Below are 22258 nucleotides of genomic sequence, written 5' to 3' on the forward strand. Positions count from 1 at the left end.
CGTTCAGTGGCGGAAGTGGCGGACGCCGGTGAACACCATCGCGACATTGTGGGCGTCGGCAGCGGCGATGACCTCGGCGTCCCGCATAGAGCCGCCCGGCTGGATGACGGCGGTGGCGCCAGCGGAGATTGCCGACAGCAGGCCGTCTGCGAACGGCAGAAACGCTTCGGAGGCGACGGCTGAGCCACGGGTCATCGGCTCCGCGAGACCCAGTGCCCTTGCCGCGTCCTCGGCCTTGATGCCGGCGATGCGGGCCGAATCGACGCGGCTCATCTGGCCGGCACCGATGCCGGCAGTCTGGCCGTTCTTGGCATAGACGACGGCATTCGACTTGACGTGCTTGGCGACCCGAAAGGCAAAGCGCATGTCTTCGAGTTCCTGCGCCGTCGGCGCCCGCTTGGTCACCACCTTCAGTTCGAGATCGTCGACCATGACGTTGTCGCGGCTCTGCACCAGCAGCCCGCCCGAGACGGTCTTGGCGGTGATGCCACGGGCGCGGGGATCGGGCAGGGCGCCGACCGACAGCAGACGCAGGTTCGGCTTGGCGGCGATGATTGCCCTCGCCTCGTCGCTGACTGCGGGGGCGATGATCACTTCGGTAAACAGTTTGACAATCTCATGCGCCGTCTCGGCATCGAGCAGGCCGTTGAGCGCGATGATGCCGCCGAACGCCGATGTGCTGTCGCAGGCGAGCGCCCGGCGATAGGCTTCGGCCAGCGTCGGCCCGGTGGCTACGCCGCAAGGATTGGCATGCTTGATGATGGCGCAGGCAGGTCCTTGTTCCGGCGGGAATTCCGCCACAAGCTCGTAGGCGGCATCGGTATCGTTGATATTGTTGTAGGAGAGTTGCTTGCCCTGCAACAGCGTCGCGGTCGCAACACCGGGGCGATTGTCGCCGGTGACGTAGAAGCCGGCCGTCTGGTGGGGGTTCTCGCCGTAGCGCATTTCCTCGCGCAGCACGCCGCCGATCGTCCGGTGGTGCGGCGTGGTGATGTCGAGGGCGTCAGCGAACCAGTTGGCAATCATCGTGTCGTAGGCAGCGGTGCGGGCGTAGGCCTTGGCGGCCATCTGCTGGCGGAAGGCATAATGGGTATGCCCGGCGTCGGTGGCAAGCTGTTCGAGCAATGCCGGATAGTCGGCCGGGTCGGTGACGATGGTGACATAGGCGTGGTTCTTGGCCGATGCGCGGATCATGGCTGGGCCGCCGATATCGATGTTCTCCACGGTCGTCGGATAATCGCCGCCGGCAGCGCGGACCTCCTCGAATGGATAGAGGTTGACGATCACGAGGTCGATCGCCTCGATGCCGTGCTCCTTCATCGCCGCCTGGTGCTCGGCATCATCGCGGATGGCCAGCAGCCCGCCATGCACGCGTGGATGCAGCGTCTTGACACGGCCATCCATGATTTCCGGGAACTCGGTGATTTCGGAGACGTCGATGACGGCAATCCCAGCATTGGCGATCGCCTTGTGAGTGCCGCCTGTCGACAGCAGGCGGACGCCCTTGTCGTGCAGCGCCTGGGCCAGCTCGACGATGCCCGCCTTGTCGGAGACCGACAGCAGTGCGGTCTTGACCTTCACCTTGTCGGGAGCTGGAATTTTCTTGGAAACAACGGCCATGACGTTCTCCGGTTCTGTCTTCGCAACGCGTCCGGCTGGGACGCTCGGGATGATGGCGTCGCGTTAGCACAGGCGGCCGGACGATTAAACCGTCGCCGTCTCAGCGGCGGGATAAAAACCAGCGGATCTCGGTTTTTTCCGCGAGCGAAAACGCGATCTCAAGCAGTTCCGAGGCGCGTACGCCGGAGGAATCGGCGAAAAAGACGTCCTCTCCGATCAGCACTTCGTTGCCGGGCGAGGAGAATGTCCAGCTTTCGCCGTCCGGTGCCGTCAGGGTCACCTGATCCGGCTGCGTCTGGCCGATGGTGATCGACGGGTGGATATGGAAGCGGGCCGAAGCGTGGTGCTCGGCGCCAGCTTTCTTCCTGGATGCCTTTTTCGTGTCCGGCGCAAAGAAACGATCGTGCCCGGTGATGATGGTGCCGGCATGGTTCAGCGCCACTTCACGCTCGTGCATCAGCCCGAATGCAGCAAGATAGCCGTCATGGGCCGCCTTGACGCTATCGCGGCCATCGCCGGTGTCGAGGCGCTCGACCGAGACTTCGCTGACGCCGCCGGTCATGACGGGGCCGAGCACCTTCGAGCGGGAAAACGTCAGCGACGATGTGTCGTCCAGCGTCACGGTCGAATGCGCTGCAGTCGCGCGCGCCATCTGGACATATCGGGACCCGGCAAATTTCGGCGAGCCTGCATTGATGATGATCCGGTGCCGCCCCGACGACATCTCGAACGACAGGCAGCCGGCATGGGCAGTCCGCGACAGGTCGACCGAGAGAGGGCCGCCGGTATCCATGATGACCAGCGTCTGGCCGGCGGACAGCCGCTGGTAATGGGCGTGAGGAAGCGCCTTGAACGTCTGGCCCGAAGTCTCGTCGTAGCGCAGCACCGACATCAGCTCGTTGGCAAAGGTCGAGGTGGCGCCGTTGAACAGGGCGAGATCGCCGTCCTGGTGGCGGAAGAAGCGCAGCGCCGGATACATGCGGTCGATGCCGGCGATCAGCCGTGCGGGGGCATCATGGCCGAGATTGATGTAGGTCTGGCGCAGCGGCAGGAGGTCCAGCAGCAGTTCCAGCGCCGCGCGCGGATTGCGCGAGATGTGGGAGCCGTCGGCGAGGATCTGTCGCTCGATCTCCCGGTCCAGCGCCTGGCCGGCCCGCTTGATGGTCGCAGTCCGTGCCGGCATCGCCACGGACGACATGGCAAGCGCAATGCGGACGCGGAAGCGCACCTCGCCATCGGCCGCAGTCGCTGCCACATGGCGGAGATAGCGGACGTGGTGGGTGAGCGAACGCATGAACCTGCGGTAGAAGCTGCTGTCGGTGCCCTGTAGCACCACCGGAGAGTGGGACAGCCAGGCAATCAGCCGCTGGGCGGCGATATCCGGATCCCAGGCAAGACCGTCGGTCTTGCGGCCGTGAAGGCCTATCCACTCGTTGACCATTGCGCGGGCCAGCGTGCTGCCCTGGCCGCTCTTGTCGGCGCGCATATGGCGCAGCCAGCTGAAACAGTGCAGCCGGGCGGCAAAGGTTTCGGACGGCAATTCCTGCGAGAACGGCGAGCGACCGTTGGTTTCCAGCACGCGTCCGGCCAGCGGAATCCGGCCGTCGATCATTTCTTCCGCCACAAAGGCATCGATGCTGCGCAAATCGGTCGGCGCGACGATCAGCCGTTCCGGCACACGCACGGTGTGCCGGGTGAGGCGCAGGCGTGTCAACGCTGCGCGACGCGATATTCGCCGCCATGCCTCCCGCGCGTACAAATTCACAAAGCGCCCGCCAAAACCTCTAAATTATAGATAACGATTGTCCGTCTCCAGCGTTAAGAGAGCGTTAGCAGACGCCCTTGCTATCCGGGTAATGATCCAGATTGACGCAGATAGGGCGCAAAACCCGCATGGCCATTAGCCGCGGCGGCGAAGAACGCTGGCGAAAAATCCATCCAGTCCCGGCAGAAAGCCTTCGGGCAGGGCCAGCATAGCCGGTGTCGTGCGGAAATCGCCGTCAGGTGAAATGGCTGTCTCAAGACCGGGCCAATCCTCAGGGCGGATGGCGATGCGCTCGACATCCGGGCTGTCGGCGAGAATGCGGGCGATAATGTCCTCGCCTTCGGACGGATCGAGCGAGCAGTTGGAAAACACCACCGTGCCACCGGGTTTCACCAGGGTCAGCGCATGGCGCAGCAGGCGCTCCTGAAGCGCTGCCAGTTTGGCGATATCGTCCCGGCCCTTGGTCCACAGCACGTCCGGATGACGGCGCGTCGTGCCGGTCGAGGAACACGGCGCGTCGAGAAGTGCCGCATCGAAAAGATCGTCGGGCGCAAATTTCGCCATGTCGGCGACCAGCGTTTCCGCTTCGAGGCCGAGGCGGGCAAGGTTTGCCGACAGGCGCCGCAGCCGGCTCTCCGACTGGTCGAGCGCCGTGACCTTGCCGCCAGCCATGACCAGCTGCGCCGTCTTGCCACCCGGTGCGGCGCAGAGATCGACGACGCGCTTGCCGGCAAGCGAGCCGAACAGCTTTGCCGGAATGCTCGCTGCCGCGTCCTGAACCCACCATTCGCCATCGGCAAAGCCTTCAAGACCCGGAATAGTCCCGTCGAAAGCGGCGAGCCGGACGCTGCCGGTCGGAAGAACCATGCCGTTCAGCCGCTCGGCCCATCCCTCCGGGTCGGATTTGACCGTCAGGTCGATCGCAGCCGGCTGCAACTGCGTGTCCGAAATCGCCAGCGCCTCAGCGCGGCCGTAGGCCTGCTCCAGCCGCGACAGAAACCAGGCGGGCATGGCCGGTATCGATGCCGTGCGGGCGAGAATATCGTCTTTCTCGCGCCCCATGCGCCTGAGCACGGCATTGACCAGCTTGGCAAAGCGGCGATTGCGCGGGTCCTGGTTCGCCTGCTCGACCGCGAGGTCGACGGCGGAATGATCGGGAATATCGAGATAGAGCATCTGCGCGGCAGCGACGACCAGCACGTGATGCAGGGCGCGGGCCCCCTCCGGCAGCGGCGCGTCGATCAGCGACGCGATGGCGGCCTCGATGCGCGGCAGGTGGCGAAGAGCGGAGTTCAGGATGGCGCGCACCAGGGCACGGTCGTTATCCTCAAGCACGCGATAGGCCGGATTACCGTGGTCGCCATCGAGCATGCCGTCGAGCGGCGTCTTGCGATCGACGACGGCAGCGAGAATCTTCGAGGCTGCAGCCCGTGCTGCAAGACCCGGTTTCACCGGACCGCTATCGGCAGGCCGGCGAGTACGACGTTCGCCTTCATTGGTGTTGGCTTGCGGGCGGGCGGGCCGGCGGCCAGCGGATTTACTGTCGTCTGACGTCAAGACCAGGGTCCTTTGGGTGGTTGTGGACCACCGCGACTGGACCCCGTATCCGGCACCGAGCGCGATTTGCGCACCGCATTAGCAGGCCGGACCGGCTGCGTCGAGCCGTGCCCATGCAGTGGATTGCCATTGGAGGGCATATCCATAGACATCGCCTGCAGCGCGGCAATGCGGCTTTCGGTGTTCGGATGGGTGGAAAACAGATTGTCCATCGGCCGCCCGGAGAGCGGGTTGATGATGAACATATGTGCCGTTGCCGGGTGACGCTCGGCATCCTCGTTGGGAACATGGGCCGCAGCGCCGGCGATCTTGCCAAGCGCCGAGGCAAGCCACAGGGGATTGCCGCAGATCTCCGCGCCGCGCCGGTCTGCGGCATATTCGCGCGTCCGGCTGATTGCCATTTGCACCAGCATGGCCGCCAGCGGCGCGACGATCATGGCGACAAGGGCACCGATCCCACCGAGCGGGCTGTTGCTGTCGCGCCGGCCGCCGAAAAAGAAAGCGAAATTGCCGAGCATCGAGATGGCGCCGGCGAGCGTCGCTGTTATCGTCATGGTCAGCGTATCGCGGTTCTGGACGTGCGCCAGTTCATGCGCCATGACGCCGGCCACTTCTTGCGGCGTGAGCGCGTTCAGCAGGCCGGTAGAGGCGGCGACGGCGGCATTCTCGGGATTGCGGCCGGTGGCGAAGGCATTCGGCTGCGGGCTGTCGTAGAGATAGACGCGCGGCATGGGCAGACCGGCATTGGCGGCGAGATCGCGGATCATGCCGAAAAACTCCGGCGCGCTGCGCTCGTCGACAGCCTGGGCATTATAGGTCGACAGCACCATGTTGCCTGAATTCCAGTAGGAAAAGAAATTCATGCCGGCCGCAACGACGAAGGCGACCATCATGCCCGACCGACCGCCGATCAGAAAGCCGACGCCCATGAACAGCGCCGTCATGAAGGCCAGAAGCATCGCCGTTCGCATCATGTTCATCGTCGTCTCCGCCAATTGACCCGCGTCGCGCTTTTCATTCCGGCAGCGACGCCCTATAATCTGGCTATGCGCCCGCCCAATTCAATATTTGCTGGAGAGCCTCATGCAGGCAGCCGATAACGACAACAGCGAAACCGTCGAGACTTCCGACGAAGGCGCTACACCGCGCAAGCCGCTCTCTCCGGCAGCCAAGCGCGCCCTCGCCGAAGCAGAAGAACGTCGACGGCTGCAAGCGCAGACCGAACTTCCGCCCGAAATCGGCGGTCGCGGCGGCGCCGAGCCCTCCCGGTTCGGCGATTGGGAGATCAATGGCCGGGCCATCGACTTCTAGTCGGTAAATATTCCTATTGACTTCCCGATGATTCAGGAAATAATTCCTCAATCATGGCTCGATCCTATTTGACTCTGTTGGTCTGTCTCATCCTCTCGCTGCCCTCTGGCGCGACGGCCAACACGGTGCATGAGACAATTGCCGGTCCCGTCACCGCCGAGATCCTCCAGGTCATCGATGGCGACACCATTCTGGTGGATGCATCGCCCTGGCCGCAGCAGACGATCGAGGTCTATGTCAGGCTGCGCGGCATCGATGCGCCGGAACTGCATTCGACATGCGCTTCGGTGCGCGAGGAGGCTGAGCAGGCGCAGGCAGCGCTGGAGGAAATATTGCCGGCCACAGGCGAGATCCAACTGATGCGAATTTCCGGCGACAAGTATTTCGGCCGCATCCTCGCCGACGTCACCACCGCCAACGGGCGCAACCCGGCCGACACACTTCTCTCATCCGGCCACGCCATCCCCTACCACGGCGGCCACAAACCCACCGAGCGATGCCAGCAGTAGAACCCCAATCCCACCCTCAAGGCAGCCGCCAAAAACTCTAGGCTGCAAAGTCTTCCAGTCCAGCCACGTCTGATGGCAGTTTTAGAGGACAGGTTTCCTGTTTCCTCTGACAACACACGAATGAGGGAGGTCGGCATGCACGCTGAGCAAGGTATTGAAAACTCAAATCTATCGAGGTGTCCAACTCTGGTACGCCTCCGAGGAAGGCCGCCTTGCTGAGAAGTGAGGCGAACTGGATGCTGTGTCTATATGGACGTCAATATAGACAGTGTGAGCAGCGTGGATTTATCGATAGAGAAGCGGCCGCAAGTTAGCCGTATGGAGATTGTCGATAGCGGGCGGCGTCGCCGTTTCAGCATCGAGGCCAAACTTGCGATCGTGGCGGAGAGTTATTCCGCCCCGCGTCAGGTCACGGCAACAGCACGTCGCCATGGGATCACACGCTTTCAGTTGAACGATTGGCGTAAAGCAGCTCGCGAGGGACGGCTCGGCAGTGGCCGTGGGAGTGAAGGGTTTATTCCTGCACTGTTGGTCCCGGAGCCAGGCATTCCGGTTGTTGCGCCGACCAATTCTTCGACGGCACATAGTGGGCTTATGGAGGTTGTCAGCGCCAATGGTCGCCGTGTGATTGTGGGACGCGATGTCGACGTTGAAGCGCTGCTTCGGATCCTGCGCGGACTGGAGGCGCTGAGGTGAATCCGTTTCCGATGGGAACAGGGGTCAAGGTCTGGCTTTCGACAGGGTATACTGACATGCGCTGTGGCTTTCCTTCTCTGGCGCTTCGGGTGCAGGAGGTTCTGAAGCATGATCCGTTGTCAGGGCATCTCTTCGTCTTCAGGGGTCGCAGATCGGATATTTTGAAGATCATCTGGCACGATGGTCTGGGCGCCTGCCTTTTTACCCGGCGGCTGGAGAAGGGCCGGTTTATCTGGCCGAATATGGAGGGCGGCGCGGTCGCGATCTCACCGGCACAATTGTCTTATTTGTTGTCCGGGATCGACTGGCGCAATCCGCAGGAAACCTGGCGTCCGACACGGATCGGATAGCATTATTGCATTGAAAATATTGAATGAATCTGATCGAATGGCTTCATGACTTCGAAGCCTGTGGACCTTCCTGCGGACCTTGCGAGCGCCTATCTGGCGCTGCTTTCCGAGCGTGAGATGTTACAGGCTGAACGTGATGTCGTTGTTGCCGAGCGCGACACCGTCGTCACTGAACGGGACATTGCGGTGGCGCAAGCCGCCAATGCGCAGGCCATGCTGTCGGACAGTGAGGCCTTGATTGCCAGTCTGGAGCTGGCGATCGAAAAGCTGAGACGCGAACTGCGCGGAAAGCGATCTGAGCGCACGGCGCGCCTGATCGACCAGATGGAATTGCAGCTCGAAGAACTGGTGATGGCGGCGACGGAGGATGAAGCCGCAGCGCAGGCGGCTTCCGCCAAGACCTCGAGCGTGCGTTCGTTCACGCGCAAACGGCCGGTCCGAAAGCCGTGGCCGGAGGATATCGAGCGCGAGCGCGTGGTCATCGATCCCCCGGCCACTTGCGCATGCTGCGGTGGATCACGGCTTTCCAAGCTGGGCGAAGACGTCACCGAGACGCTGGAAGAGATTCCGCGTCGGTTCAAAGTGATCGAGACGGTGCGGGAGAAATTTACCTGCCGTGACTGCGAAGCGATCAGCCAGCCGCCGGCGCCGTTCCATGCGACGCCGCGCGGCTTCATCGGTCCTCATCTGCTGGCGACGATCCTCTTTGACAAGTTTGGAATGCATAGCCCGCTGAACCGCCAGAGCACCCGGTTCAAATGCGAGGGCATCGAGCTTTCGACCTCGACGCTGGCCGACCAGGTCGGGTATGGAACGGCCGCGCTCCTGCCGATCTTTGATCTGATCGAGGCGCATGTCTTCGCGGCCGAGCGCCTTTTTGGCGACGACACCACTATTCCCATCCAGGCCAAAGACAAATGCACGACCGGGCGAATATGGACCTACGTATGCGATGACCGTCCCTACGGCGGCGCGGCGGCGCCGGCGGCCATATACTATGCTTCGAGCGACCGTCGCGGCGAGCATCCGCAGAAGCACCTGGCCGGGTATGGCGGCATTCTCCAGAGCGATTGCTACAATGGCTTCGAGCCGCTCAGTGTCGCCGAAAAGAAGGTGGTACCGATCACCTTTGCCTTTTGTCATGCGCACGCGCGGCGCAAATTCTTTGAACTGGCTGACATCCAGAAAAATGCCCGCGATCGCAAACGTAAAGGCAAGCCGATCTCGCCGATCGCGCTTGAGGCCGTCCAACGGTACGAGGCGCTGTTTGAGATCGAACGCGAGATCAATGGATTGAGTGCCGAAGAACGGTTGGCCGCGCGGCAGGAAAAGAGCAAGCCGCTGTTTGACGACATGCACGAGTGGCTGAAACGGGAGCGGGCCTCGCTCAGCAAATCGTCCGAGGTGATCGAGCCGATCGATTACATGCTGAAGCGCTGGGATGGCTTTGCCCGTTTCCTCGAAGATGGCCGGATTTGTCTCACGAACAATGCGGCCGAGCGCGCTCTGAGAGGAATTGCACTCGGGCGTCGAAACTGGACCTTCGCCGGTTCCCAGCGTGGGGCTGATCGAGCCGCCATCATGCTCTCCGTCATCACGACCTGCCGCCTCAACGACGTCGACGCAAAGGCGTGGCTCGCCGATGTGTTCGCCCGCATCGCCGATCTTCCCGTCTCCCGCCTGCACGAACTGCTGCCGTGGCAGTGGAAGGCCCACAAAGGGACGGCTATCGTGGTGGCCGCGTAAACAGCTCCCGGAACAATGCTTCCGAACGCTCCAAGCCTTCATCGGTCAGGATCAATGACTTCGACTTGTTGACCGGGTCGCCGATCATGCCCTTCTTGTGAAGCCGATCCGTCGTTGCCCAGTCGAAGCCCTTCCAGGCCCAACGCTCGTTATGCAGCGTCAGCCATAGCAGCGCCAAAACGGCATCGTCGATCTTGTCCTCATCGATCTCCATGAACCGACGTTACCACGCGCGGCGCTCAAAATCTTGCGGCCCTGCTCGGATGGATACCAACTCTGTGAAGAAGGATCAATTGCGGCCACGTCTTTTTAAGATCCAATCTCGCCTGAGGTGCCCACCACACCCTCATTCCTGTGCCCGTCACAGGAATGAGGGAGTCGGGGTGGCTCTTTCCGGTTTTATGATCTTTCTGACCTCACACGCACACACACTCTCTCTATCTCTCGCACTCTCTCCTCTCGCTTTACTCCATCGCCCTGCTCGCAGCACCTCATGGGGATAAACCGTTGGGATTTCCGTTTGGAAACAATGCCGGCATCATAATTTCATCCCCGTGCTTTCGGCCTGATCTATAATCACCCCGTTCCACCATCGGATACACCGGTCTGCGTTGCCGGCGAGGTGGGACCGGGTCTTGGAGGGGTTGCCGTCTACGCAGGCACGTCTTCAAGGGTCCGCAGAAGTGGATCCCTTCGGGCCCCTAGGCTCGGCGTGCCTGTGTGGCATAACTCCGGCAGCTTTTCCCCTCAAAGGGACCTGGGTCGGAAACAGAGGATCCGGAGTTGCGGATAAAAACTGTCGAACGGGGCACATCTGGTGTCACTTCACTAAAAAATCATCAGGCACACGGTGTGCCCCGGCCATCAGATTTGAAAACACGGGTCGAACAGATCGCGTGAACGGGATGGTGTGTGCGCGATAGACGCCGGATGGGAATACGGGAACACCAAAACATGGAGATCTGCATGTCGACGCCCACCATAGACCACCGTGCCGTCTTTCTTCAGCAACGCGCCGTCAGGCACGAGTTGCTCAGCCGCAGTGCTGCATCCTATTTCTGCAATCGGGCCTCGCCCTGCGTCGTCCACCTTTGCCGCCTCAGGAAATGCCACCGGGACCGCGTTTGCAGCGGGCCGATGCGAACGTCAGCCGTCCTCCTCGACGACTGAACGAACTCCACAGGCTTGGCCTGCCCAGCAGCGCCTGCACCGTTCTCCCCGCCTGCCTTTCAGCTGCCGACAAGGACCTGCTGCACATATTCGAAGAGTGGCGCGACTGGTGGACGCCAAGGCTCAAGAACTTGCCCGAGATGACCTGGCCGCAACTCTCAAAAGTCCTGCGCTACTCCATGAGGCGCGATTGCGACGAGGGCGATCTGTCCAAAGATGGCGACAACGATCTGTAACATCGGCGACACAGGCGGCAACGGCAGGCTGCAATGGCGTGTTTCACTACGGAGTTTTTTCTGGCACACTCTAAAGATGCGCGTCGTGTTGGAGGACGTCCCGGGATCCGGGAGGCGCGCATGACACTCAGCATTCCGTGGGAGGAAAGAATTTATGGCTAACGTCGCAATGACCGGTCGGCCGAAGGCGGCCGCCATGACTGCCGAGGAACGGAAGGTAATCTTCGCCTCGTCGCTTGGCACCGTGTTCGAATGGTACGACTTCTACCTCTACGGCTCTCTTGTCGTCTATATCGGCGCGAGCTTCTTCGGCCAGTATCCGGAAACAACCCGCAACATCTTCGCACTGCTGGCCTTTGCCGCCGGCTTCCTGGTGCGCCCCTTCGGCGCGCTGGTGTTCGGCCGGCTCGGCGATCTCGTCGGCCGCAAATATACCTTCCTCATCACCATCCTGATCATGGGCCTGTCGACCTTCCTGGTCGGCCTCTTGCCCGGGGCGGCCTCGATCGGAATTCTGGCACCGATCATCCTGATTGCGCTCCGCCTGCTGCAGGGCCTGGCGCTCGGCGGCGAATATGGCGGCGCTGCTACCTATGTTGCCGAACATGCTCCGCCCGGACGTCGCGGCTTCTACACCGCCTGGATCCAGACGACCGCAACGCTCGGCCTGTTCCTGTCGCTGATCGTAATCCTGTCCGTCCAGGCCTTCCTCGGCAAGGAAGCCTTTGCCGCCTGGGGATGGCGCGTGCCGTTCCTGGTCTCCTTCGTGCTGCTCGGCGTATCCGTCTGGATCCGCCTCAAAATGAACGAATCGCCGGCCTTCCAGAAGATGAAGGCCGAAGGGAAGGGCTCCAAGGCGCCGTTGACGGAGGCTTTCGGCACCTGGAAAAACGCCAGGATTGCCTTGATCGCGCTGTTCGGCGCCACCATGGGACAGGCAGTCGTCTGGTATTGCGGCCAGTTCTACGCGCTGTTCTTCCTGCAGAACGTGCTCAAGGTCGAGTTCCAGGCTGCCAATATCATGGTCGCTGTCGCCCTGTTCATCGGCACGGGCTTCTTCCTGCTGTTCGGTTGGCTTTCCGATCGCATCGGCCGCAAGCCGATCATCATGGCCGGGCTGCTGCTGGCAATGCTGACCTATTTCCCGCTGTTCAAGGCGATGACCTGGACGGCAAACCCGGCGCTGGCACAAGCCCAGTCGACCGTACGGGCAACAGTAACCGCCGACCCGGCCGATTGCCGCTTCCAGTTCAATCCGACCGGCGTGGCGAAGTTCACCAGTTCCTGCGACGTGGCAACGGCGTTCCTCACCAAGAACTCGGTGCCCTATGATGTCGTCGCAGCTCCTCCGGGCACACCGGCGACCGTGACGATCGGCGGCCAGACGGTGCCGAGCTATGACGTCGTCACCGCCGGCGACAAGGCCAAGGGCCTGAATGCGGCGTTCGAGAAGGGCATCAACACCGCCCTGCACAATGGCGGCTATCCGCTGGTGCGAGGACCCGCCAAGGTGCCGGACAGCAAGCTCGACGCTTTCGTCGTCGCCAACCCGGAAGTCGGTATCGATGCTGCAGCAGTACGTGCGGGCGACAAGACGGTCGTGCCGGCGGACAAGCTGGTGGCTGACAAGATGCTCACCAAGGAGGAGGCCGCCGGCGTGACCGAGATGCCGGTCTACACCATCGCCAAGGCAGGCGCCTTCGCCATGGTCGCCGACCCCGCAGCGGTTAACTGGCTCGGAACTATCCTCGTCCTGACGGTGCTGGTGATCTATGTCACCATGGTCTACGGCCCGATCGCAGCCCTGCTGGTCGAGCTTTTCCCGACCCGCATCCGCTACACCGGTATGTCGCTGCCCTATCACATCGGCAACGGCTGGTTCGGCGGCCTGCTGCCGGCCATGGCCTTCGCAATGAGTGCTGCCAAGGGCGATATCTATTATGGCCTATGGTACCCGATCGTCTTTGCCGGGATCACGCTGGTGATCGGCATGATCTTCCTGCCGGAAACCAAGGACCGCGATATCAACACGATGGATTGAACCGGATCGCAATCCGGCCGGCGCCGGTGGCGTCGGTCGCTATCCGTCGGCAAGCGGCCGACGCCGCATCAAGCGCCGCACACGCGGCACCGGAAAGCCGTTCGGCGAAAGCGCGAACAGCAGGCCGAAGCGAGAAAACATCACCGCCGTCGCAAAGGCGAACCAGGCGCCAAGGGCCAGCCCCGCCGCCACGTCGCTCGGATAGTGCACGCCGAGAATGACCCGCGTCGCCCCGATCCACAGCGCAACCCCGACGAAGACCAGCCTGAACCTTGGAAACAGAAGGGCCAGGGCGACGCAGAACGCACCGATCTGGGTGGAGTGGGCGGAAGGGAAGCTTTGGAACAGGAAGTGACCGTCGAAAGGCTTGAAGCCGAGAATGCCATACTGGTCGTAGATCAGCGGCCGGGCCCGGCCGATCGCGGTCTTCAGCACGTGCACGACCGCGCTTGCCGACAGCACCGAGATCAGCAGATAGGCTGCCATCCGCGCGAAATAGGCGACGCGATAGCGGCGGCGGAGGTCCGCCAGCCGACGCGCCAGAAGCACGCCGACAACGAAAATGACGACGATGGCGCCGAGCATCCGCAACATCTGTCCGACATTGGTGATGTCGCCGGCAAAGGCCACCAGTGCCGCCGGCAGGTCCCGCGCCGTCTTGCCGAGCGGCGCGTCGAGCACGAAGAAGGCAAGGGCGACGATATTGACGATGCTCAGCGTGTAGCCGAGCCAGGGGATGGAACGGTGCTGCGCGCGACGAGCGGCATAGCGGGTCGCCAACAGACGCCACATTCCGCGACGGGTTTTGTCAGGCAGGGAAGGGGCATTCTCGGTGTCGTGTTGCATCGACCAGACATAGGCATGCCGGAGGGCAGATCAAGACGATCGCCGCGCCCGGAATTAGCGGACGCGGCAAAAATGTTTCACGTGAAATCAGGCACTCAGCGTCTTGAACTCGGCAAGGATCGCATCGCCCATCTCGACAGTGCCGACCGGGGTCATGCCGTCCGAGACGATGTCGCCGGTACGGATGCCGCGATCGAGCACGTTAGCGATCGATTTCTCAAGCGCATCGGCCTCGGAAATCATCGCAAACGAGTAGCGCATGCACATGGCGAAGGAAGCGATCATGGCGATCGGGTTGGCAACGCCCTTGCCGGCGATATCGGGCGCCGAACCGTGGACCGGCTCGTAGAGTGCCTTGCGCTTGCCGGTCTTGCCATCGGGCGCACCGAGCGACGCGGACGGCAGCATGCCGAGCGAGCCGGTCAGCATGGCGGCCACGTCGGACAGCATGTCACCGAACAGGTTGTCGGTGACGATGACATCGAACTGTTTCGGCGCCCGGACCAGCTGCATGCCGCCGGCATCGGCAAGCATGTGCTCGAGCTTGACGTCGGAATATTTTTCCTTGTGGGTCGCCGTCACCACTTGGTTCCACAGCACGCCGGACTTCATGACGTTGCGCTTTTCCATCGAGCAGACGCGATTGTTGCGGGTACGGGCCATCTCGAAGGCAACGCCGGCAATACGCTCGATCTCGTAGGTATCGTAGATCTGCGTATCGATGCCGCGCTTCTGGCCGTTGCCGAGATCGATGATCTCCTTGGGCTCGCCGAAATAGACGCCACCGGTCAGTTCACGGATGATCAGGATGTCGAGGCCTTCGACCAGCTCCGGCTTCAGCGACGAGGCGGAGGAGAGTGCCGGATAGCAGATCGCCGGGCGCAGATTGGCGAACAGTTGCAGGTCCTTGCGCAGCCGCAGCAGGCCGGCTTCGGGACGGGCTTCATAGGGAACGTCGTCCCACTTCGGACCGCCGACCGCGCCGAACAGCACGGCATCGGCCGCCATCGCCTTGGCCATGTCGCCTTCGGAGATCGCCACGCCATGCGCATCGTAGGCACAGCCGCCGACGAGGCCTTCCTCGGTGACGAAACCGGCCTGGTGGGCCTCGTTGAGATAGGCAATGATCTTGCGGACCTCGGCCATGGCTTCCGGTCCGATGCCGTCACCCGGCAGCAGGAAGAGATTGCGCACTGTCATGAAAAGCCCTCTGCTTTGACAATCGGTTGCGGGTTCTTAGACCCGCAGACCCCGCTTTTCAAGCGAGGTAGGGGCCGAAACGGTACGCTTCATGCCACCGTTTCGGCATCTCGTCATGTTTCGCAACAACGCTGCGACCGGCGGCCTTTCCGCCTGGGTCGCAGCGGCAGAGCCTTATTACTGGGCGAGACCGAGTTGCTCGAGATGCGTCGCAGAAGCGCGGATATTCGTCTTATCGCGCAACTCGATGATCAGGCGCGGGTTGCTGGTCAGCTTGGCGAGCGCCGCAAACACCGAATGCCAGCGGATGATGCCCTCACCGAGACCCCAATGGCGGTCAGCATACCCATCGACGTCCTGCAGATGCACATGCTTCAGCTGGTTGCCGGCCGCGTGGATGAAATAGTCGACCGGCGGTGCACCGTAGCTGCCATGCGCACACTCGGCATGGCCGGTGTCGATGGACACGGCGACGGCTGGCGAATTGAAGCTTTCGGCAAGGGCGACGCGGGTCTGCGGATCGATGTCGTCGCAATTCTCGATGACGAATGTCAGTCCGATGTCTTCGGCCCGCCTGACGGCCTCGGCTATCGTCAGATGTGTATATTCGGTCATCCGCTCCCGCTCGCCGGGAAAGTGGGGGAAATTGTTATGGTGCCAGGCGGTGTAGGGGCTGTGGATGACCATATGGGTCGCACTGAGTGCAGTCGCCACATCCAGCGCCTGGCTCAGCCGTTTGGCGACGACAGCACGGATCTCCTCGTCTTGTGACGAGATGGTGAAGCCGAAGAACGGCCCGTGGATGCCGACCCGGCCGGTGTGGCCGTCGAGCAGCCGCTTGGCGCGCTCGACCAGCGGCATCCAGTCGCCGCCGAGCACCCTCGCGTCGACGAAATTTTGCAGTTCGAGGTCGCGCTGTTTGTCGAGCATCCAGTCGCGGTGGATTTCGAGGTCGTCCAACGAGAGGGCGGCGCCGAGAACGGGAAGGGTCATGGAAGTCTCCTTTTGGGATCAGTGGCGCGAACGATCAGATTGCGGATGGTCACCATGGACCACGCTGTCGTCGGCTGTATTGACAATGCGGGCAATCGGCCGCCCCGCTTTCGGGGCGGGTCGGCTTTTTCAAGGCAACGGGGCAGGCCGGATTTACTGGGCCAGACCGAGCGATTCGAGATAGGCGGCCGAGGCCGGGATCTTCGACTTGTCCTTGATCTCGATGATCAGACGCGGGTTGCTGATAAGCTTGGCAAGGGCGGCAAAGACGGAATGCCAGCGGATCGTGCCTTCGCCGAGCGACCAGTGGCGGTCGGCATAACCATCGGCATCCTGAAGATGGACATGCTGCAGGCGGTTGCCGGCGGCATGAACGTAATAATCGACCGGGGGACCGCCCGTCGAGCCGTGGGCGTAATGGGCATGGCCGGTATCGATCGACACGGCGACCGCCGGCGAGGCAAAGCTGTCGACCAGCACATTGCGGATTTCAGGATCGATATCCTCGATGTTCTCCATCACCATGGTGAGGCCGATATCCTCAGCCCGCTTGACGGCATCGCCCATGGTCTTCTGCGTGTACTCAATAATGCTTTCGCGCGCCCCCGGATTATTGTCGAGATTGTTGTAATTCCAGGTCGTGTACGGGCTGTGGACGACCATGTGGGTTGCGCCGATCGCCGCCGACACATCGAGCGCCTGTCGCATGCGCTCTGCAACGACGGCACGTACGCCAGGGTCTTTGGAGGCAATCGTAAAGCCCCAGAACGGCCCGTGGATGCCGACGCGGCCGGTGTGGCCATCCAGCAGCGTCTTGGTGCGATCGACGAGCGGCTTCCAGTCACCGCCGAGCACTTCAGCGTCGACAAAGCTCTGCAATTCGAGGTCACGCTGCTTTTCAAGGAGCCAGTGTCGGTGGATTTCGAGTTCTTCCAGCGTCATGGCGGCGCCGAGGATGGGAAGGGTCATGGAGGTCTCCGGTTCCAGTCATGTGCGCTGCAGCATGATTGGCAACGCGGCCCCTCTCATGATCCTCATTCTTGTCAGCCATATTACAATTTGCGGGCAGGCTGCGATACGCTATCCGCGGCCAAGGCTGCAAACCGCTGTTCATCAACGCCTGCAGAAAAATTTGACGCGGACCTAACGGGCCCCGAAAATTGCCGAACCGACCCGCACACTGGTGGCACCGAAGGCGACGGCGACCTCGTAATCGCCGGACATGCCCATAGAAAGCTTCTCGACCCCGCAGGCTGCGGCGAGCTTTGCCAGGAGGGCGAAGTGCGGACCGGGATTTTCATCCGCCGGCGGAATGCACATCAGCCCCTCGACCGTAAGCCCCAGTTCGTCGCGGCAGAGGGACACGAAGGCGCCGGTGTCGTCAGGACTGATCCCCGCCTTTTGCGGCTCAAGCCCGGTGTTGACCTGCACGTAGAAACGCGTCGACTTGCCCTGCTGCTTCATTTCGGCGGCCAGCGCACGGGCAATCTTCTCGCGGTCGACGGTCTCGATAACGTCGAACAGCGCCACGGCATCGGCCGCCTTGTTCGATTGCAGCGGGCCGATCAGATGCAGTTCGATGTCGGGTGTCTCTGCCTTCATCGCCGGCCACTTGCCCTGGCTTTCCTGCACCCGGTTTTCGCCGAACAGCCGCTGACCGGCGGCGATAACAGGACGGATGACATCGGCATCGAAGGTCTTGGAGACCACAACCAGCTGCGCCGAACCCTCAGGCCTGCCGGCCTTTTGTTCGGCCTTTGCGATCCTGTTGCGCACATCGTCCAATCGCTCTTGAAGTTCCATCGCTCGACCTCGACATAGGAGTAGAATTGCCCGTCCTGAGTAGACAGCCCGCCCGCCCTTGCCAAGAGCAACCCCTTGAAATTCGGCCATCTCGAACGCCGGATGACGATGCTGTTGGCCACCAAACTTGACGCTTGGTTGGTTTCATGATGAAGGTCACGCCAACTCCCCATTACATCCGGAAATACAGGTCACATGGCTACCGAACGTTATAATCCGCGCGACTCCGAGCCCCGCTGGCAGCAAAAGTGGAATGACGCCAACGTCTTCCTCACTGACAACAACGACCCGCGCGAAAAGTACTACGTCCTAGAGATGTTCCCGTATCCATCGGGCCGCATCCACATGGGCCATGTGCGCAACTACGCCATGGGCGACGTCGTGGCCCGCTACAAGCGTGCGCGTGGTTACAATGTGCTGCATCCCATGGGCTGGGACGCCTTCGGCATGCCGGCCGAAAACGCTGCCCGCGACAACAAGGTGCATCCGAAGGAGTGGACCTACCAGAACATCGCCTCGATGAAGGCGCAGCTGAAGGCCATGGGGCTGTCGCTGGACTGGAGCCGCGAATTCGCCACCTGCGATGTCGAATACTATCACCGCCAGCAGATGCTGTTCCTCGACATGATGGAAAAGGAGCTGGTCTACCGCAAGAAGTCGAAGGTCAACTGGGACCCGGTCGATAACACCGTGCTGGCCAACGAGCAGGTGATCGACGGACGCGGCTGGCGCTCGGGCGCGCTGGTCGAACAGCGCGAGCTGACGCAATGGTTCTTCAAGATCACCGACTTCAGCCAGGACCTGCTGGATGCGCTCGACACGCTGGATCACTGGCCGGAAAAGGTCCGGCTGATGCAAAAAAACTGGATCGGACGCTCGGAGGGCTTGACCATCCGCTGGGAGATAGTGCCCGGCGCGGTGCCAACGGAAGAGCGCGAGATCGCCGTCTACACGACGCGCCCGGATACTCTGTACGGCGCCTCGTTCCTTGCAATCGCCGCCGACCATCCACTGGCGAAGGAAGCAGCAAGCCGGGACGCCGCCGTCGAAGCATTCTGCGAAGAGTGCCGCCGCGCCGGCACATCCGTTGCAGCCCTCGAGACGGCTGAGAAAAAGGGCATGGATACCGGTATCCGCGTCCGTCATCCGCTCGATCCGAGCTGGGAACTGCCGGTCTATATCGCCAATTTCGTGTTGATGGACTATGGCACTGGCGCCATCTTCGGTTGCCCCTCGGGCGACCAGCGGGACCTCGATTTTGCGCGCAAGTACGACTTGCCGGTCATCCCGGTCGTCATGCCGGCAGATGGCGACGCCAAGAGCTTCACGGTCGGGGACGTGGCCTATGACGGCGACGGCGTCATGATCAACTCTCAGTTTCTCGACGGCATGACCACGACGGAAGCCTTCGACGTCGTGGCTACACGCCTGTCGACAACGAATATCGGCAATGCGCCTCAGGCTGAACGCAAGGTCAATTTCCGCCTGCGCGATTGGGGAATTTCACGGCAACGCTACTGGGGCTGCCCCATCCCGGTCATCCATTGCAACGATTGCGGTGTCGTTCCGGTACCGAAACAAGACTTGCCGGTCAAGCTGCCGGACGACGTTACCTTCGATTTGCCAGGCAACCCCCTGGATCGCCATCCCACCTGGCGGCATGTCGCCTGTCCGCATTGCGGCAAGGATGCCCAGCGCGAAACCGACACCATGGACACCTTCGTCGATTCCAGCTGGTATTTCACACGCTTCACGGCACCATGGGAAAACGACCCCACCGACAAGGCTGCCGCCAACCACTGGCTCCCGGTCGATCAGTATATCGGCGGCGTCGAGCATGCGATCCTGCACCTGCTCTATTCGCGCTTCTTCACGCGTGCCATGCAAAAGACAGGGCATGTCGATGTCAAGGAACCCTTCAAGGGTCTGTTTACGCAAGGCATGGTCGTCCACGAGACCTACAGCCGCGGCGAGGGGGCATCGCGCGAATGGGTACCACCTGTGGATCTGCGCTTCGAGGAGGTCGACGGCAAACGGCGTGCCCTGTTGCTGTCCTCCGGCGAAGAAGTGACGATCGGCGCTATCGAGAAGATGTCCAAGTCGAAGAAAAACGTCGTCGACCCCGATGATATCATCGCCTCCTACGGAGCCGACACGGCGCGTTTCTTCGTGCTCTCGGACTCGCCGCCGGACCGCGACGTCATATGGTCGGAAGCCGGTGTCGAGGGCGCCCATCGCTTTACCCAGCGCGTCTGGCGCCTGGTGTCGGAGGCCGCTGACCGGCTGAAGTCGGTCGAGCCAAAGGCGGCTCATTCCGGCGATGGACTGGCCGTATCTCAGATAGCCCATAAAACGCTGAAAGCTGTCGGTGCCGATTATGACAAGCTCGCCTTCAACAAGGCCGTGGCGCGTATCTACGAATTCGTCAACGCCCTTGCAGCGCCGCTGGCAAAAGTCGCGGCCGGAGAGGGCGACGAAACCTTCTGCAGCGCCGTTCGCGATGCCGTCGAGATCCTGATCGCCATCGTCGCGCCCATCACGCCGCACCTGTCGGAGGAGTGCGCGGCCGCGATCGGATGCCCCACCATGGTGGCGACGTCGCCATGGCCCGACTTCGACGCCGTTCTCGTCGTTGAAAACGAGGTGATGATGCCGGTACAGATCAACGGCAAGAAGCGCGCCGAATTGACAATCGCCCGCGATGCGGATCAAAGTGCCGTCGAGGCCGCCGCCCTTGCCTTGGGCGCGGTGCAAAGCGCGTTGAATGGTCAGGCGCCGAAAAAGATCATCGTCGTTCCACAGAGGATCGTAAACATTGTCGTCTGATTTCATGTCCAAGCTCGCCAGGATCGCCTGCGCGGTCACCGTCATTGCGGTCCCGGCCCTGCTGTCCTCCTGCCAGGTTCGGCCTCTCTACGCCGAAAGCACGGGTGCGACGGCCAAATTGGCGACCGTCGGCTTCACCGATGCCGTTGCCGCCGATGCTGCCCAGCGCCGCGTTGGCCAGGAGGTCAGGAACCAGCTGATCTTCATCGCCAGCCATGGCGCTGGCGAGCCTGCCAACCCGCAATACATGGTCAGCCTGAACGTCAGCTCCGGCACAGGCGGCGTTCTCTACCTTGCCTCGTCCGATACATCGCAGGCCGGCCGCACGACCGTGACTGCCTCCTATGTCATCAAGCGTATCAGCGACGGCAAGGTCATCAAGGCCGGCAACCGCTCGATGGTGGCGCTGGTGGATTTCCCGACGCAGGAATTTGCCAAACAGCGCGCCATCCGCGATGCGGAAGACCGTGCGGCACGTGAAGTCGCACAGTTCGTCGGTGCCGACATTGCGGCTGCATTGAGCAATTGATCCAGCCATAAGGACGGCCGCATGACGGAGATAAAATCCCACGAATTCGAGGGATTTTTGCAGACGGCCGCCCGTAAGCATCGGCTGTTTGTCATCTATGGCCCTGACCGGGGTCTCGTCTCCGAGCGAGCGAAGCAAATCGCCGAAAAGACGGGGGTCGATCTGTCTGACCCGTTTTCGCTGGTCAAGCTGGATGTCGGCGACCTCCACAACGACCCCGGGCGTCTCATCGACGAGACCAACGCCATCGGCTTATTCGGAGGTGCCCGCCTTGTCTGGATACGCGGCGCGGCCAATGAAAAATCGGTCGTCGACGGGCTTCAGGCGATCGCTTCCAATCCACCCGAGACGACCTTCCTGATCGTCGAGGCCGGCGACCTGAAGAAGACCGCGGCTCTCCGGAAGCTTGCCGATAGCAATCGCACGATCATGGCGATCCCGTGCTACGCAGATGACGCCCGGGCGCTGAACACGCTTGTGGACCACGAACTGGCGCATGAAAACCTGCGGATCACGCCCGCTGCCCGCCACATGCTGCTGGAACTTCTGGGCGGCGACCGGATCGCCTCACGAAACGAGGTGCGCAAGCTCGCGCTCTATTGCCGTGGCCTCGGCACGATCGACGAACAGCATGTCGTCGACATCATCGGCGATGCCAGCGCAGTCTCGGCTGACGATGCGGTCGATGCCATCCTCAAGGGCGACTCCGCCGGATTTCTCCACGCGACCCAGAAGATCATCGCCTCGAAGACATCGATTTTCCTCGTGCTGCAGGGGTGCCTGCGGCAATTTCAGCTGCTGGATGTCATGAGGGCCGAAATGGATGAAAAACGCCTTCCGGCAGCGCAGGTGCTGCAGACGCACGGGCGGCATCTGCATTTCCGGCGCAAACCAACGATCGAACAGGCATTGCGCGTCTGGACGTCGGACGCGATCGGACGCGAAATGAACAGGCTGCAGGCCGCAATTTTCCAGACACGCCAGCGCCAAAGCCTCGAGGACAGCATCGCGATGCAGACATTGCTGGCCACGACGCTGCAATCTGCCCGCAAGGCTTGAA

At 62.0% G+C, this 22258-nt stretch carries 20 protein-coding genes; 10 read left to right on the forward strand and 10 right to left on the reverse strand.

The features are described 5' to 3' along the window. Window positions 1-3 precede the first annotated feature (3 nt). The 4 genes from purH to htpX form a co-directional block, all read right to left on the reverse strand. A complete protein-coding gene (gene purH / locus J5274_RS03290; protein ID WP_142824502.1) occupies window positions 4-1620 on the reverse strand; it encodes a bifunctional phosphoribosylaminoimidazolecarboxamide formyltransferase/IMP cyclohydrolase in 1617 nt (538 codons plus the stop codon). Window positions 1621-1720: 100 nt separating this feature from the next. Beyond that, on the reverse strand, window positions 1721-3379 hold the full coding sequence (locus J5274_RS03295) for a heparinase II/III family protein (protein WP_162854753.1): 1659 nt from the start codon (window positions 3377-3379) through the stop codon (window positions 1721-1723). A 141-nt stretch (window positions 3380-3520) separates the two neighbouring features. After that, complete coding sequence (locus J5274_RS03300) at window positions 3521-4948, reverse strand: RsmB/NOP family class I SAM-dependent RNA methyltransferase (protein WP_374113739.1); 1428 nt, start codon at window positions 4946-4948, stop codon at window positions 3521-3523. Continuing rightward, the gene (gene htpX / locus J5274_RS03305) at window positions 4939-5922 is read right to left on the reverse strand and encodes a zinc metalloprotease HtpX (protein WP_142824500.1); all 984 of its coding nucleotides are present in this window, start codon (window positions 5920-5922) and stop codon (window positions 4939-4941) included. The genes J5274_RS03300 and htpX overlap by 10 nt, the downstream gene beginning before the upstream one ends. 103 nt (window positions 5923-6025) lie before the next feature. On the opposite strand from htpX, the gene J5274_RS03310 reads away from it, so the two are divergent. The 5 genes from J5274_RS03310 to J5274_RS03330 all read left to right on the forward strand — a co-directional run bounded on the left by J5274_RS03310 (window position 6026) and on the right by J5274_RS03330 (window position 9554). Further along, a complete protein-coding gene (locus tag J5274_RS03310; RefSeq protein WP_142824499.1) occupies window positions 6026-6253 on the forward strand; it encodes a DUF1674 domain-containing protein in 228 nt (75 codons plus the stop codon). A gap of 53 nt (window positions 6254-6306) precedes the next feature. Then, window positions 6307-6762: a thermonuclease family protein gene (locus tag J5274_RS03315; protein WP_142824498.1), complete on the forward strand. Its 456-nt coding sequence runs from the start codon at window positions 6307-6309 to the stop codon at window positions 6760-6762. Window positions 6763-7011: 249 nt separating this feature from the next. After that, a complete protein-coding gene (locus tag J5274_RS03320; RefSeq protein ID WP_219274753.1) occupies window positions 7012-7458 on the forward strand; it encodes a transposase in 447 nt (148 codons plus the stop codon). Further along, window positions 7455-7808 carry an IS66 family insertion sequence element accessory protein TnpB gene (gene tnpB, locus J5274_RS03325; protein ID WP_374113730.1) on the forward strand — a complete coding sequence of 118 codons (354 nt, stop codon included), beginning with the start codon at window positions 7455-7457 and terminating at the stop codon, window positions 7806-7808. The genes J5274_RS03320 and tnpB overlap by 4 nt, the downstream gene beginning before the upstream one ends. Window positions 7809-7853: 45 nt before the next feature. Beyond that, window positions 7854-9554 carry an IS66 family transposase gene (locus J5274_RS03330; protein WP_219274754.1) on the forward strand — a complete coding sequence of 567 codons (1701 nt, stop codon included), beginning with the start codon at window positions 7854-7856 and terminating at the stop codon, window positions 9552-9554. Here J5274_RS03330 and J5274_RS03335 read toward each other — a convergent pair. Then, window positions 9535-9768, reverse strand: coding sequence for a DUF6429 family protein (locus J5274_RS03335; RefSeq protein WP_219274755.1), 234 nt, complete (start codon window positions 9766-9768; stop codon window positions 9535-9537). The two genes, J5274_RS03330 and J5274_RS03335, sit on opposite strands and share 20 nt — an antisense overlap. Window positions 9769-10678: 910 nt before the next feature. Here J5274_RS03335 and J5274_RS03340 point away from each other — a divergent pair. Next, window positions 10679-10960 (forward strand): hypothetical protein, encoded by a 282-nt coding sequence (locus J5274_RS03340; RefSeq protein ID WP_142828747.1) that lies wholly within the window; start codon window positions 10679-10681, stop codon window positions 10958-10960. Window positions 10961-11114: 154 nt separating this feature from the next. Continuing rightward, the gene (locus J5274_RS03345; RefSeq protein WP_142828745.1) at window positions 11115-13001 is read left to right on the forward strand and encodes an MFS transporter; all 1887 of its coding nucleotides are present in this window, start codon (window positions 11115-11117) and stop codon (window positions 12999-13001) included. 39 nt (window positions 13002-13040) lie between these two features. Here the strand turns inward: J5274_RS03345 and J5274_RS03350 are convergent, their stop codons facing one another. The 5 genes from J5274_RS03350 to J5274_RS03370 form a co-directional block, all read right to left on the reverse strand. Continuing rightward, window positions 13041-13781 (reverse strand): phosphatase PAP2 family protein, encoded by a 741-nt coding sequence (locus J5274_RS03350; protein ID WP_224153323.1) that lies wholly within the window; start codon window positions 13779-13781, stop codon window positions 13041-13043. A gap of 153 nt (window positions 13782-13934) precedes the next feature. Continuing rightward, window positions 13935-15047, reverse strand: a complete 1113-nt coding sequence (leuB, locus tag J5274_RS03355; RefSeq protein WP_142828743.1) for a 3-isopropylmalate dehydrogenase — start codon at window positions 15045-15047, stop codon at window positions 13935-13937. A gap of 177 nt (window positions 15048-15224) precedes the next feature. After that, window positions 15225-16040 carry a sugar phosphate isomerase/epimerase gene (locus J5274_RS03360; RefSeq protein ID WP_142828741.1) on the reverse strand — a complete coding sequence of 272 codons (816 nt, stop codon included), beginning with the start codon at window positions 16038-16040 and terminating at the stop codon, window positions 15225-15227. Window positions 16041-16193: 153 nt separating this feature from the next. Beyond that, complete coding sequence (locus tag J5274_RS03365) at window positions 16194-17009, reverse strand: sugar phosphate isomerase/epimerase (RefSeq protein WP_142828739.1); 816 nt, start codon at window positions 17007-17009, stop codon at window positions 16194-16196. A 174-nt stretch (window positions 17010-17183) separates the two neighbouring features. Further along, window positions 17184-17843, reverse strand: coding sequence for a YggS family pyridoxal phosphate-dependent enzyme (locus tag J5274_RS03370; RefSeq protein ID WP_142828737.1), 660 nt, complete (start codon window positions 17841-17843; stop codon window positions 17184-17186). A 195-nt stretch (window positions 17844-18038) separates the two neighbouring features. Between J5274_RS03370 and leuS the strand changes: the two genes are divergently transcribed. Genes leuS through holA form a run of 3 tightly spaced genes read left to right on the forward strand, consistent with a single transcriptional unit; the run spans window position 18039 to window position 22257 of the window. Continuing rightward, window positions 18039-20669, forward strand: coding sequence for a leucine--tRNA ligase (gene leuS / locus J5274_RS03375; protein WP_143123319.1), 2631 nt, complete (start codon window positions 18039-18041; stop codon window positions 20667-20669). Then, a complete protein-coding gene (locus J5274_RS03380; protein WP_142828733.1) occupies window positions 20659-21198 on the forward strand; it encodes an LPS assembly lipoprotein LptE in 540 nt (179 codons plus the stop codon). The genes leuS and J5274_RS03380 overlap by 11 nt, the downstream gene beginning before the upstream one ends. A 21-nt stretch (window positions 21199-21219) precedes the next feature. Continuing rightward, entirely contained in the window at window positions 21220-22257 is a 1038-nt protein-coding gene (gene holA / locus J5274_RS03385) for a DNA polymerase III subunit delta (RefSeq protein ID WP_142828731.1), read from the forward strand. Window position 22258: the final 1 nt, after the last annotated feature.

It is taken from the genome of Rhizobium sp. L51/94, assembly GCF_019355555.1.
In the GTDB taxonomy this organism is placed as follows: domain Bacteria; phylum Pseudomonadota; class Alphaproteobacteria; order Rhizobiales; family Rhizobiaceae; genus Rhizobium; species Rhizobium rhododendri.